8 protein-coding genes and 1 pseudogene are annotated in these 13749 nt (G+C 72.1%); 6 read left to right on the top strand and 3 right to left on the bottom strand.

Annotated elements, in window-relative coordinates:
* Positions 1–72 precede the first annotated feature (72 nt).
* Positions 73–2460 carry a SpoIIE family protein phosphatase gene (locus ACFU3E_RS17560; RefSeq protein WP_384158290.1) on the bottom strand — a complete coding sequence of 796 codons (2388 nt, stop codon included), beginning with the start codon at positions 2458–2460 and terminating at the stop codon, positions 73–75.
* Between the two features lie 256 nt (positions 2461–2716).
* Here ACFU3E_RS17560 and ACFU3E_RS17555 point away from each other — a divergent pair, with 256 nt between their 5' ends.
* The 3 genes from ACFU3E_RS17555 to ACFU3E_RS17545 all read left to right on the top strand — a co-directional run bounded on the left by ACFU3E_RS17555 (position 2717) and on the right by ACFU3E_RS17545 (position 9075).
* Positions 2717–5812, top strand: coding sequence for a glycoside hydrolase family 2 TIM barrel-domain containing protein (locus ACFU3E_RS17555; RefSeq protein WP_384158287.1), 3096 nt, complete (start codon positions 2717–2719; stop codon positions 5810–5812).
* Positions 5813–5966: 154 nt separating this feature from the next.
* Complete coding sequence (locus ACFU3E_RS17550) at positions 5967–8207, top strand: glycoside hydrolase family 9 protein (RefSeq protein ID WP_384158284.1); 2241 nt, start codon at positions 5967–5969, stop codon at positions 8205–8207.
* A 76-nt stretch (positions 8208–8283) separates the two neighbouring features.
* Positions 8284–9075: an alpha/beta fold hydrolase gene (locus tag ACFU3E_RS17545; RefSeq protein WP_384158281.1), complete on the top strand. Its 792-nt coding sequence runs from the start codon at positions 8284–8286 to the stop codon at positions 9073–9075.
* On the opposite strand, the pseudogene ACFU3E_RS17540 reads toward ACFU3E_RS17545, so the two are convergent.
* Together ACFU3E_RS17540 and ACFU3E_RS17535 are read right to left on the bottom strand one after the other, a co-directional pair.
* Positions 9035–10012: pseudogene (locus tag ACFU3E_RS17540) on the bottom strand (cytochrome b N-terminal domain-containing protein); the annotation flags it as partial. The gene ACFU3E_RS17545 and the pseudogene ACFU3E_RS17540 sit on opposite strands and share 41 nt — an antisense overlap.
* A 22-nt stretch (positions 10013–10034) precedes the next feature.
* Complete coding sequence (locus ACFU3E_RS17535; RefSeq protein WP_384158278.1) at positions 10035–10964, bottom strand: sigma-70 family RNA polymerase sigma factor; 930 nt, start codon at positions 10962–10964, stop codon at positions 10035–10037.
* Positions 10965–11141: 177 nt separating this feature from the next.
* Here ACFU3E_RS17535 and ACFU3E_RS17530 point away from each other — a divergent pair, with 177 nt between their 5' ends.
* The 3 genes from ACFU3E_RS17530 (at position 11142) to ACFU3E_RS17520 (ending at position 13706) form a co-directional block, all read left to right on the top strand.
* Positions 11142–11387: a hypothetical protein gene (locus tag ACFU3E_RS17530; RefSeq protein ID WP_194049176.1), complete on the top strand. Its 246-nt coding sequence runs from the start codon at positions 11142–11144 to the stop codon at positions 11385–11387.
* A 3-nt stretch (positions 11388–11390) separates the two neighbouring features.
* Positions 11391–11768, top strand: a complete 378-nt coding sequence (locus ACFU3E_RS17525) for a toxin Doc (protein ID WP_384158275.1) — start codon at positions 11391–11393, stop codon at positions 11766–11768.
* A gap of 324 nt (positions 11769–12092) precedes the next feature.
* A complete protein-coding gene (locus tag ACFU3E_RS17520; protein ID WP_384158272.1) occupies positions 12093–13706 on the top strand; it encodes an RICIN domain-containing protein in 1614 nt (537 codons plus the stop codon).
* Positions 13707–13749: the final 43 nt, after the last annotated feature.

Genomic DNA, 13749 nt, shown 5'->3' with positions numbered 1-13749 from the left:
AACTGACCAGTGCAGGGCAGGGCGTGGCGCGTGCCGTGAACGGCGTCCCGGGCTCTGGCCGGCGCGGGGCCCTCAGATCTCGTCGTCGAGCAGGGCCAGCTCCGCCCAGATCGTCTTGCCCTCGGCGGTGTGCCTGCTGCCCCACCGCTGGGTGAGCTGGGCGACCAGGAGCAGACCGCGGCCGCCCTCGTCCCAGGTCTTGGCCCGGCGCAGGTGCGGCGCCGTGTGATTGGTGTCGGACACCTCGCAGATCAGGGTGGCCGCGTCATGGATCAGCCGCAGCCGGATGGGCGGGGCGCCGTAGCGGATGGCGTTGGTGACCAGCTCGCTCACCACCAGCTCGGCGGTGAACGTGGCGTCGATCAGCCCCCAGCGTTCGAGCTGGTCGACGACCTGCTTGCGGATGGGGGCCACCAGCGCCGGGTCGGCGGGGATGTCCCAGGTGGCGACCTGGGCGGACGGCAGGCCGCGGGTGCGGGCCAGCAGCAGGGCCACGTCGTCACTGGAGCCGCCCGGCGGGAGCAGGGTGTGCAGCACGCGGTCGCAGGTCTCGTCCAGGGAGTCGGAGGGCGCGGACAGCGCCTCGCAGAGCATCCGGCTGCCGGCGTCGACGTCCCGCTCGCGGCTCACGAGCAGCCCGTCCGTGTGGAACGCCAGGATGCTGCCCTCCCGCAGCTCGACCTCGGCCGCCTCGAACGGCAGCCCCCCGACGCCCAGCGGCGGTCCCGAGGGCAGGTCGAGCTGCTGTGCCGGACCGTCCGGCGGCACCAGCAGGGGCAGCGGATGCCCGGCCCGGGCCAGGGTGCAGCGCCGGGACACCGGGTCGTACACCGCGTACAGGCAGGTCGCGCCCACCTCGCCGGTGCCGTGGTCCCCGCCGGCTTCCTGGGAGAGCCGGACGACCAGGTCGTCGAGGTGGGTGAGCAGTTCGTCGGGGGCCAGGTCGATGTCGGCGAGGGTGCGGACGGCGGTGCGCAGCCGGCCCATGGTGGCCGAGGCCTGGATGCCGTGGCCGACGACGTCGCCGACGACCATGGCGACCCGCATGCCGGACAGCGCGATCACGTCGAACCAGTCACCGCCCACGCCGGAGCGGGTGGCCGGCAGATAGCGGGAGGCCGCCTCCACCGCCACCGTGTGCGGCAGTGTGCGGGGCAGCAGACTGCGCTGCAGGGTGAGGGTCGTCTCGCGTTCGCGGGTGTAGCGGCGCGCGTTGTCGATGCAGACGGCGGCGCGGGCCGTGACCTCCTCGGCCAGCAGCACGTCGTCGTCGGTGAATGCCTCGGGGCGCCTGAAGCGGGTGAAGACCGCCACCCCGAGGGTCGTGCCCCGGGCCCGGAGCGGAACGGACATCGTGGAGTGGATGCCGTACTCCTGGACCCGCTGGAAGCGCACCGGGTCCCAGGCCAGCCACCGTTCGAGGTCGCCGGACGAGCCGGAGGCCACGACCGTGTGCCCCGCGGCCAGGGAGGCCGCCTGCGGGGAGTTCTCCGGGTAGACGTCCACCTGCCCGGGCTTGGCGACGGCCTCGGGACTGCCGTTGTTGACCGACTGGTGGGCGGACCGGCGCAGACGGAGCGGCGGGGCCGGCGGTCCGGCGGACTCGCCGCCGTGCTCCTGCGGGTCGAGCAGGTCGACACTGACGAAGTCGGCCAGCGCCGGGACGCACACGTCCGCCAGCTCCTGGGCCGTACGGGTGACGTCGAGGGTGGTGCCGATGCGCACGCTCGCCTCGTTGACCAGCTGCAGCCGCTCCCGTGACCGGTACTGGTCGGAGAAGTCGTGGGCCGTCACGCACACGCCCCGCACCCGGCCGGTGCCGTCGGTCAGCGGCGCCATCCGGGCCAGCCAGGCGTGCGGGCCCCGGTTCTCGCCGGTTGCCTTCATGTACGTCTGCATGTCCTGCCGCCGGCCGGTGCTCAGTACCCGGCGCAGACGCTCCTCGAGTTCGGAGTTCTGCGGCCGGCTGCCGATGTCGGTCGGCCTGAGGCCCAGCATCCGCCCGGCGGGCAGTCCCACGAGGTCCGCCATGGCCTCGTTGACGCCGCGCAGCCGCAGCCGTTCGTCGAAGATCATCGTGGCGCAGGGCGACTGGGTCAGCGCCGCGCGCACCAGGGGGTCGTCCGGAAGGCCCTGGTCGGTGGCCTCCGGCGGGGACACCGCGAGCCAGTCGGTCGTCTCCGTGCCGTCCGGCGGTCTGCGGTGGGCGAGCACCCACACGGACACGGGGTGACCGTCGCGGTGGCGCAGGGTGAGTGTGCCGCTCCAGCGGGAGTCGTCCGGCACGGACGGCGGTTCCACGCCGTCGGCCAGCAGCGCGGCGGCCGGGCGGCCCAGGACCTCGGTGGCCGTGTGGCCCAGCAGACGACGGGCGCCCTCGCTCCACTCGGTGAGCGTGCCGTCGGCGGCGATGACGGCACGGGCGGCCACGCCATCGTCGAACGCCTCGTCCGGGCTCATCGTCGCCACTCCATACGGACACTCACAGTGAACAGGGAGGTCGGTTGAGTTCCAGCCTAGTCCGTAGGCGCCCGGCGTGGACCGGTAACCCCGGTGCCGCCTCCCCGGCCGGGTCAGGGCGTACATCCGGCCGAAGCGGCCCGTGGGGCAGAAGGACGCTTCCGCACTCTTGACGGCCCTGTGTGACGCATCGACAGAATCTGTTTGTTCACGATCAGTTGTGAGTACTTCTGGGTCCTCATGAGGGAGAGTCGCCATGTCGGTCACGCGCAGATCGGTCTTGCTCGCCTCCGCGGCCGCCCCCGCGGCCGGAGCGCTGCTCGGCACCGCGGAGGCGGGGGCCGTCGAGGAAACGCGCGGTGCGTCCGGCCGCCGCACCGTCGCACTGCGCGACGGCTGGCGCTTCGCGCTGGTGAACCCGGGCGGCATCACCGACCCGACCGGCGCCTACGCCGAAGCCCACCTGCCCGGCTACGACGACTCCCGATGGCGTGAGACGGCCGTCCCGCACGACTGGAGCATCGAGCAGACCCCCACCACCGAGCACGGCACCACCAGCGGCACCGGCTTCCTGCCCGGCGGCCTCGGCTGGTACCGCCTGGTCTTCACCCTGCCGCCCGCCCTCGCCGGCAAGCGCGTGTCGGTGGAGTTCGACGGCGTCTACATGGACTCCACCGTCTACTGCAACGGCAAGGAGGCCGGCCGCCACCCCTACGGTTACACCGGCTTCGCCCTCGACCTCACCGATCTGGTGCACACGGACGGCACCACCGAGAACGTGATCGCCGTCAAGGTCCAGAACCGGCTCCCCAGCAGCCGCTGGTACTCCGGCAGCGGCATCTACCGCGAGGCCCGCCTGGTGATCACCGAGCCGGTGCACGTGGCCCGCTGGGGCACCCGCGTCACCACACCCGAGATCTCCGCCGAGCGCGCCGTCGTACGGGTCGGCACATCCGTCGTCAACGCCTCGGGCGCGGCCACGGACGTCGAGGTCGTCTCCCGGATCGTCGACCGCAAGGGCCGGACGGTCGCCCGCACTTCCTCCACCGCCGCCGTCGCCGGCGGGCGGACCGAGACCCAGGAACTCACGGTCCGGCGACCCGAGCTGTGGGACTTCGGGACACCGCACCGCTACACCCTGCACACCGAACTGCGCGTCGGCGGCAGGACCACCGACACCTACCGCACGCCCTTCGGCTTCCGCACCTTCCGCTTCGACCCGGACGAGGGCTTCTTCCTCAACGGCGCCCACCACAAGATCAAGGGTGTCGACCTCCACCACGACCTGGGAGCGCTCGGCGCCGCCGTCAGCATCGACGCCGTCCGCCGGCAGCTGGAGATCATGCGGTCCATGGGCGTCAACGCCCTGCGCACCTCCCACAACCCGCCCGCGCCCGAGGTGATCCAGGTCTGCGAGGAGCTCGGCGTCATCATGCTGGTGGAGGCGTTCGACTGCTGGCGCACCGGCAAGAACCGGTACGACTACGGCCGCTTCTTCGACGAGTGGGGCGAGAAGGACGCCACCGAGATGGTGCTGGCGGCCCGCAACTCGCCCGCCGTGCTCAGCTGGTCCATCGGCAACGAGGTCCCCGACTCCACCTCCACCGCCGGCCTCGCCATGGCCGACCGGATCATCGAGGCGATCAGGGCCGCCGACGACACCCGGCCGCTGGTCATCGGCTCCGACAAGTACCGCCGCCTGCCCGCCAAGGGCTCCGCGGCCGATCTGATGCTGGCCAAGCTGGACGGCCTCGGCCTCAACTACAACACCGCCAAGTCGGTGGACCAGCTGCACGCGGCCTACCCGCATCTGTTCCTCTTCGAGTCCGAGTCCTCCTCGGAGACCTCCACCCGCGGCGCCTACCAGGAGCCCGAACACCTCAACACCGGCGAGAACCACACGCCCGGCAGGCGCGCGACCTCCTCCTACGACAACAACCTCGCCTCCTGGACCATGAGCGGCGAGTACGGCCACAAGAAGGACCGGGACCGCAAGTGGTTCGCCGGGCAGTTCCTCTGGTCGGGCATCGACTACATCGGCGAACCCACGCCGTACGACGTCTTCCCGGTCAAGGCGTCCTTCTTCGGGGCGGTCGACACGGCGGGCTTCCCGAAGGACATGTACCACCTGTTCCGCAGCCAGTGGGTCAGCGAGCCGATGGTCCATCTGCTGCCGATGACCTGGAACCACGACCAGGGCGACACGGTCGAGGTCTGGGCGTACGCGAACGTCGACACCGTCGAGCTGTACCTCAACGGCAAGTCCCTGGGCGTACGGCGGTTCGACACCAAGAAGACCGTGGACGGCCGCACCTACCTGGAGACGACCGAGGCGACCGGCGACGACAAGACCTTCACCGAGGGTCCCTACCCCGGCAGCTACACCAGCCCGAACGGCAGCGCCGGCAAGCTCCACCTGACGTGGAAGGTGCGCTTCGCGCCGGGCGAGCTGAAGGCCGTCGCACGGCGGGGCGGCAAGGTGGTCGCCACCGACGTGCTGCGCACCGCCGGTGCCCCGCACGCGATACGCCTGACCGCGGACCGCAAGTCCCTCGCCGCGGACGGCCGTTCCCTGGTCTTCGTGACCGCCGAGGTCGTCGACCGGCACGGTGTGGTGGTGCCCGGCGCGGAGCACCTGCTCTCCTTCGAGGTGGCGGGCGGCTCCCTGGCCGGGCTCGACAACGGCCGCCAGGAGAGCGCCGAGCGTTACCAGGCGAGCACCCGGACCGCCTTCCACGGCAAGGCCCTGGCCATCGTCCGGTCCGGCACCGAGGCCGGCACGCTGAAGGTGACCGCCCGCGCCGACGGTCTGCGCGCGGGCACGGCGACGGTACGCGCCACCCGGGCGAAGGACCGGGCCGAAACCGTGCCACCCGCCTTCGAGCCCGAGCATCCGGGGCCCGTCGACCACCCGCACGCGGACGCCAGTTACTCCGGGCGTCCGGACACCCTGCCCGCCGCCATGCTCGACGCGGACCCGGCCACCGGCTGGTCCAACGGCTTCTACAAGCAGGCCACGCCCCTGCTGCCGGCCTTCGACGGCGCCCGGGCCGAGGACTGGGTCTCGGTCGACCACGGGCGCACCCGCGCCTTCGACCGGGTGGACGTCTCCTTCACCGTGGACGCCACGCACAGCCTGCCCGCGGCGATCGAGGTGGCGGTCTGGGACGGCACCGCGTGGCAGGCCGCGCGGGACACCGAGACCGGCTGGGCCACCGCCTCCGACGCCCCCACCGTGATCACCTTCAAGGCCCTCCGCGGCTCCCGGATCCGGCTCACCCTGACGAGCCGCCATCCCGGCGAGCCCCGGGGCGCGATCCGCATCAGCCGGCTGGACGCACCGGCCGCCTGAACCCCTGGGCGCCACGGTCCGGAGGGGCGGCGAACAGCCAGTCCTGTCCGGACCGTTGACGCGGTGTCACATCAGCCACAACCATGGCGAGCGTCCGCATCTGGGAGCGCTCCCACTCTGAGCGCCACCCGCACCTCTGAAGAGGAGCCCAGACGTGAAACGACGCAGAACCGCCCTGCTGTCCCTGACGGCCCTGCTGGCGACCGCGCTCACCGCGCTGCCGTCGGCGCCGGCCGGGGCCGACGAGGTCGAGCAGGTCAGGAACGGCACCTTCGACACCACCACCGACCCCTGGTGGACCAGCAACGTCACCGCCGGCCTGTCCGACGGCCGGCTCTGCGCCGATGTCCCCGGCGGCACCACCAACCGCTGGGACGCCGCCGTCGGGCAGAACGACATCACCCTTGTGAAGGGGGAGTCGTACCGCTTCTCGTTCAGCGCGACCGGGACACCCGCCGGGCACGCGGTGCGGGCGATCGTCGGCCTGTCGGCCGCGCCGTACGACACCTACTACGAGGTGACACCGCAGCTCAGCGTCTCCGGCGACACCTACTCGTACACCTTCACCTCGCCCGTCGACACCGCTCAGGGACAGGTCGGATTCCAGCTCGGCGGCAGCGCGGACGCATGGCGCTTCTGCATGGACGACGTCTCGCTGCTCGGCGGCGTGGCGCCGGAACCGTACGAGCCCGACACCGGGCCCCGGGTCCGCGTGAACCAGGTCGGCTACCTGCCGTCCGGCCCGAAGAACGCCACCCTGGTCACCGACGCCACGGTGAAGCTGCCCTGGCAGCTCAGGAACTCCGGCGGGACGGTCGTCGCCCGGGGCACGACCCTGCCGCGCGGCGTCGACGCCTCCTCCGGGCAGAACGTCCACTCGATCGACTTCGGCGCCCACCACAGGAAGGGCACCGGCTTCACCCTCGTCGCCGACGGCGAGACCAGCCGTCCGTTCGACATCGGCGCGAGGGCCTACGAGCGGCTCCGGCTGGACTCGGCGAAGTACTACTACACCCAGCGCAGCGGCCTCGCGATACGCGACGACCTGCGGCCCGGCTACGGCCGCCCGGCCGGTCACCTGGGCGTGGCCCCCAACAAGGGCGACACCGACGTGCCGTGTCAGCCGGGTGTCTGCGACTACACCCTCGACGTCAGCGGCGGCTGGTACGACGCCGGCGACCACGGCAAGTACGTCGTCAACGGCGGCATCTCCACCTGGGAGCTGCTGAGCACCTACGAACGCGCCCGGCACGCCCGCACCGGGCAGACGGACAAGCTCAAGGACGGCACGCTCGCCATCCCGGAGAGCGGCAACAAGGTCCCGGACATCCTCGACGAGGCCCGCTGGGAGCTGGACTTCCTGCTGAAGATGCAGGTCCCCGACGGCAAGCCGCTGGCAGGCATGGCCCACCACAAGATGCACGACGAGCAGTGGACCGGCCTGCCGCTGATGCCCCATGACGACCCGCAGAAGCGCGAACTGCACCCGCCCTCCACGGCGGCCACCCTGAACCTGGCGGCCACGGCCGCGCAGGCGGCCCGCCTCTATCGCTCCTACGACAAGCCGTTCGCCGCCAAGGCGCTGGCGGCGGCCCGCAAGGCCTGGTCGGCGGCGGTCGCCCACCCCGACCGTCTCGCCTCCGAGAGCGACGGCATCGGCGGCGGTGCCTACGCCGACAGCGACGTCAGCGACGACTTCTACTGGGCGGCGGCCGAGCTCTACCTGTCCACACGGGAGAGGCAGTTCGAGGAGTACATCCTGAAGTCCCCGGTCCACGCGGCCGACCTCTTCAAGCCGATCGGCTTCGACTGGGCCCGCACCGGGGCGGCCGGCCGGCTCGACCTCGCCACGGTGCCCAGCAGACTCCCGGGCCGGGACACGGTGCGCCAGTCCGTGATCAAGGGCGCCGACCGCTACCTGGCCACGCTGAAGGCACACCCCTACGGCATGCCGTACGCCCCGGACGGCAACACGTACGACTGGGGCTCCAGCCATCAGGTCCTCAACAACGCGGTCGTCCTCGCCACCGCGTACGACATCACCGGCGCCTCGAAGTACCGGGACGGCGCGCTGCAGAGCATGGACTACATCCTGGGCCGCAACGCGCTGAACATCTCCTACGTCACCGGCTACGGCGAGGTCAGTGCGCAGAACCAGCACAGCCGCTGGTACGCCCGCCAGCTCGACCCGAACCAGCCGGGCCCGCCGAGGGGCACCCTCGCGGGCGGGCCGAACTCGAGCATCCAGGACCCCTACGCGCAGAGCAAACTCCAGGGCTGCACCGGCCAGTTCTGCTACATCGACGACATCCAGTCCTGGTCGACCAACGAGCACACGATCAACTGGAACGCCGCCCTGGTCCGCATGGCCTCCTTCGTGGCGGACCAGGCATAGGGACCGGACCATGGTGCCGGGTGCCGGGGGAGCCGGCCGACAGGACGCCCCCGGCACCCGCGCGTAGCCTGGTGTCATGCCAGCGGTGCGGGTCGACGGCATCGAGGTCGCGTACGACCGGGCGGGCCAGGGCCCGCCCCTCGTGCTCGCGCACGGCGCCACGACGGACGCCCGGCTGTTCCTCGGCCAGGCCGAGGACCTGGCCGACGAGTTCACCGTCGTCGCCTGGGACGAACCGGGCGCCGGCCGCTCCTCCGACGTACCGCCCTCCTTCACCCTGGCCGACTACGCCCGCTGTCTGGCGGCCGTCATCGAGGACGTGGGCCTCGGCCCGGCCCATGTGCTCGGCCTGTCCTGGGGCGGGACGGTGGTGCTGGAGCTCTACCGGAACCACCCCGCGCTCGTGAGGACGCTGCTCCTCGTCGACACCTACGCGGGATGGAAGGGCTCGCTGCCGGCGGCGGAGGTGCGCTCCCGGGTCGAGGGGGCGGAACGGATGCTCGCGGTCCCGGCCGAGGCGTTCGCACCGACCATGCCGGGCCTCTTCGCCGGGCAGCCACCCGCCGACGCCGTACGCATGCTGTCCGTGATGTCGGCCGACACCCGCGCCCGGAGCCTGCGGACCGAGCTCACCGCCATGGCCGAGGCCGACCAGCGCGACCTGCTGCCGCGGATCGGGGTGCCGACGCTCCTGCTGTGGGGCGAGCTCGACGCCCGCTCACCCGTGGAGCCCGTGGCCCACCAGTTCCTCGAAGCGGTCCCGCAGGCCACGCTGGTCGTGCTCCCCGGTATCGGGCACCTCAGCAACATCGAGGCGCCGGAGCCGTTCAACCGGACCGTCCGGGAGTTCTGCCGCGCTCACTCCTGACCGGCCCGGCCACGGCCCGGCGCCGCTCGTGCCCGACGGGCTCCCCGGGCCGTTCGTGAGCGGTCAGGGTGTGCAGCCGGGCCCCGTCGAGCGGCTCGTGCACCTCGACGTACTCGCCGTGCGGGAGCCGTCTGATCACCCCGGTCGGCCGGCCGTGCGCCACCAGCTCCCGGTCGCGCAGCCGCAGGCCCAGGCAGATCCGGCGGGTGACGACGGACACGGCCGCCGGGACGACGAACACGGCGATCCGCACCGTCCACGTCACCGTGTTGATCGACAGGTGGAAGCGGGTCGCCACGATGTCGTTGCCGCCGCCCGCCAGCAGCACCAGGTAGAGGCTGATCCAGGCCGCCCCGATCGCCGTACGGACCGGGCGGTTGCGCGGCCGGTCCGGCAGATGGTGCTCGTTCCGGTCGCCGGTGGACCTGGCCTCCAGGAACGGGTAGATCCCGATGAAGACCAGCAGCGGCGGGACCACGACCGGGATCGGCACGCCCAGCACCAGCGTGTGCCCCCACAGCGTGACCTCCCGGCCGGGCATGACCGCACCAGGCCCTCGGCGAAGCCCGGATACCAGTCGGGCTGGGCCCCCGTGGACACCTGGTCGGCGCGGTACGGGCCGTACGACCACACCGGATTGATCGTCGCCACCGCCGCGATCAGCGCGAGCACCCCGAACGCCAGGTAGAAGAACCCGCCCGCCTTCGCCAGGTACACCGGCATGAACGGCGCGTCCACGACGTTGCGCTCGGCGCGCCCGGGGCCGGCGAACCGGGTGTGCTCGCGGTACACGACCGGCAGGACGTGGACGACGATCAGCGCCGCGCGGCTTGCGGAACGAGCCCGTGAAGAAGTGCCGCATCATGTGCGTCAGCATCCCGGCGACGAAGACCAGCGCCGCCCAGTGGTGCAGCTGCCGGCGTCGAACCAGTCCGCGAGCCGCTCACCGCGTCCTGCGCTCACGCCGTCTCCCTGGGCAGGTGGGCGAGCTTGTCCGGGTTGGCCACCACGTAGATGCCGCGCACCCGGTCCCCTTCCGGGGTGAGGTCCAGGACCAGGACGGCGAACGGCGCGTCGCCGTCGAACAGCACCGCCGCGTCGTCGCCGTTGACGCGCCGGTAGCGCCAGACGGGGTGGTCCGGGCCGCCCCGGCCGGCCGTGAGCAGACGGGTCACCTTGTCCCGGCCGTGCACCGGGCGCAGGCTCGCCCGGCGGCGCTTGCCGCCGGCGTCCGTCCACGCCGTGACGTCCGGCGCGAGCACCTCCATCAGCTCGGCGATGTCCCCGCCGAGCGCCGCCCGCACGAACCGCTCGGTCGCCTCCCGCCGCACCCGTGGATGCGCTTCGTACCGCGGCCGCCGCGCGTGCACGTGCTCCCGGGCCCGGTGCGCCAACTGCCGCACGGCGGCGGGGGAGCGGTCGATGATCTCCGCGATCTCGGCATGCGGGTAGCCGAACACCTCGCCCAGCACGAACACGGCCCGCTCCAGCGGCGTCAGCGACTCCAGGACCACCAGCATCGCCAGTGACACCGACTCGGAACGCAGGGCCGGGTCCTCGGCGGACTCGGTGCCCTCACCGACCAGCGGCTCGGGCAGCCACGGGCCGACGTACGTCTCCCGGCGGCGGCTGATCACGGCACGGCGGCGCAGCGCGTGGTTGACCGCCACCCGGACGAGATAGGCGCGCGGGTTGCCGACACCGGACAGGGGAGCGCCCCCGCCTCGGGCCGTCCAGGACAGCCATGTCTCCTGCAGGACGTCCTCGGTGTCGGCGACACTGCCGAGCATGTTGTAGACGACGCCGAACAGCAGCTCGCGATGGTCGACGAACACCCCGGTCGCCGCGTCGAGCGGGGCGTCGGTGCCGGGTACGGAGATCTCGGTCATGCGGGTGGGCCTCCCTCGGGCGCGCTCACTGCTACGAGCCGGGCAGGGACCCGGAATGTGACATCACACGGCACGATGTGACTCACATCTCAAATGGCGCATCGCCTCGGTACCGTGGGGTGGCCTTCCTGACCTGGGGATATTTACGAGTCAGTACCCGAGCGGTACCGTGGAGGCATGCCAGCTCTCAACGTGGAGTTCAGCGACCGCGAACTTGAGGACCTCAGGCAGATCGCCAAGGAGCGCGGTACGTCCATGAAGGCACTCGTGCGGGAGGCGGCCGCGGCCGACATAGCCCGCCACCGGGCCCTGCAGGAGGGCGCTGAGGCCTTCCGCAGGTTCTTCGCCACTCACGCCGACGAGTTCGCCGCCGCGTTCCCCGACGACGAACCGCCCGTCAAGGGCGAAGGGCGGGCCGCCTGACCCATGGCGTCCCTGATCCATATCGACGTGCCCTGGCTGCTGCAGCGCCACGAGGAGGTCCTGCCGGACCAGCCCACCGTCAATGACTTCTCCGCGCTGGTCGCCGCCGTCGCCCGGCACCGCGTCGACCCGCCCCGTCTCGGGGTGAACTCCGACCCTGCCTGGCGGGCCGCCGCGCTGCTGCACACCATCACCGTGCTCCGGCCGCTGCCCTCGGCCAACGCCCGCTTCGCCTGCGCGACCGCCGTGGCGTACATGTTCGTCAGCGGCGTCGGCATCGACCCGCCCTACGGCGCACTCGTCGACCTCGCCCGCGACCTGCTGTCCGGCACCACCGACATCTACGGCGCGGCGGACCGGCTGCGCTCCTGGCAGATCTGAGGAAGCGGATCAGGTGCCCGATTCACGCGGGCCGCAGGGAAATGTCGAAAACGGGTGCGAGCTGCGCTCATCCGTTCCCCGTTTCTGACTTTCTGTCAATGGTGGGGATGTTGTCCGGCTGCCTTGTTGGCCGTGTGGGGGTTGTGCAAGAGTGAAACGCGCGTGCGGGGGGAATGGCCGGGTGTCGCACGTGATTTGTGGACCACGACCGATTCGCCGTCGGTGAATTCCCACCTCCCGCGCCCCGCCAAAGAGGTACGCACCAACCGGGCTCCTTTTCGGCGGGACTTCTGTGTGTCACATGCGTGGGAAGGAACCATCTCAGTGCCCACCCCCCACCCCCCTCGTCCCCCGTATCCCCCGCCCGGCGGGGATCCCGGGGAATCCGATGAAGCGCTCGCCGCCCCGCTGAGAGGCAGCCCGGAGGGCGAGGTCGCCGCCCATTCCGTCGCGCTGCTCATGGCGCGGCACCACCAGCCGGTGCACGACTACGCGGTCATCTGTCTCGCCTCGTCGGCGCAGGTCGCCGCGATGGTGACCGGAACGGCCTTCCACCGGACCCTCAACCGGCTCGCCTTCGGCGAGTCCGCCGTCGCACTGCGCCCGGCGCTTCTGGTGACCGTGCGCGACACGATCCGCGAGTGGTCCGGCGACGATCGAATATCGGCCGTTCTGCCGGCGTTGCAGAAACCCGCCGGAGGGCGCGGCCTGCGCGCGGCGACGTCCATGACGCCCGAAAATCGCACCCTCGCGGAGCGGGCATTCCAGGCACTTCCCGCGGTCGCGCGCTGTTTGCTGTGGCATGCCGAGGTCGAGGCAGATCCCATAAGTGTCCCGGCCGGACTGCTGGGCATGGACACCGACATCGCGTCGGCGGCCCTCGAACAGGCGCGGGACAAATTCCGCGAAGGCTGTGTACTTGCCCATCGTGAACTCGCGCCCACCCAGGATTGCCGGTTCTACAACCGCCTCCTCGACGTCCCGATCCGCCGGGGCGGCGCACTGCTGCCGGATGTCCAGCAGCACCTGGACGAGTGCCGCTACTGCCGGAACGCTGCGGAACAACTGAGCCATTTCGAAGGCCCGCTGGGGCCGTTGATCGCCGAGGCGGTGCTCGGCTGGGGCGCCCGCCGCTACCTCGACTCGCGCCCGGGACGAGCCTCGCACGGCACACGCGGCGCTCGCGGCGGACGGCGGGGCGGCGGGCGGCACGGCCTGCTGTCCCGGCTCCCCGTGCCCGCCCGCCGCGTTCCGGAGGCGCTGCGCTCCTCGCGGGCACTCCTCACGGGCGTCGGCGCGGTCTCGGCCGGGGTGCTGGCCACGGTGCTCATCATCAGCGTGTCGTCCTACGACGGCGGGGAGGCCGACCCGGCCGGGTCCAGCAGCGCAGCCGCCGGCGGCAAGGGCCCCACGTCGGTGACGCCGCCCGGCACCGCCGGGCTCCCCGCGGCACCGGGGGCGACGCGGTTGCGCAACGCCGGCGCCGACCTGTGCCTCGACATCCGGGACCTGCCGAAGGAGGGCTCGGGCACGAAGCTCGCGGAGTGCTCGGCGGTGTGGACCCAGCAGTGGACGTACGAGGACGACGGGCTGCTGCGCAGCATCGCCGATCCCGGGCTGTGCCTGGACTCCCACAAGGACGCCGGTGTCGTCGTCCTCGGCACCTGCGCCGACGAGGACGCCGAGCGGGGCGACGACGTGCGCTACGACGTCACCGTGCAGGGGGAGTTGCTGCCCCGCTGGGACGAGCAGCTCGCCCTCACCCCGGCCGACGACGACCCGGACGCCGACATCGTCGTCAAGGTCCGCGACCGGTCCTCCGACGCCCAGCGCTGGCAGCCGGAGCCCCTGCCGACGACGGGGGGCTCACTGTCGATCGAGGAGCAGCACGACCCGGCGGCACGCCGGGTGACCCTGACCGACGGCCGGACCGCGTGAGTTCGGGCCCCGGGGCCCGGGTGGGGCTGCGCGGCGGCTGCGC

Source organism: Streptomyces sp. NPDC057424 (assembly GCF_042803315.1).
Classification (GTDB): Bacteria; Actinomycetota; Actinomycetes; order Streptomycetales; family Streptomycetaceae; genus Streptomyces.
Note: the sequence above shows the minus strand (reverse complement) of the source record. Positions and strands in the feature narration are given on the sequence as shown.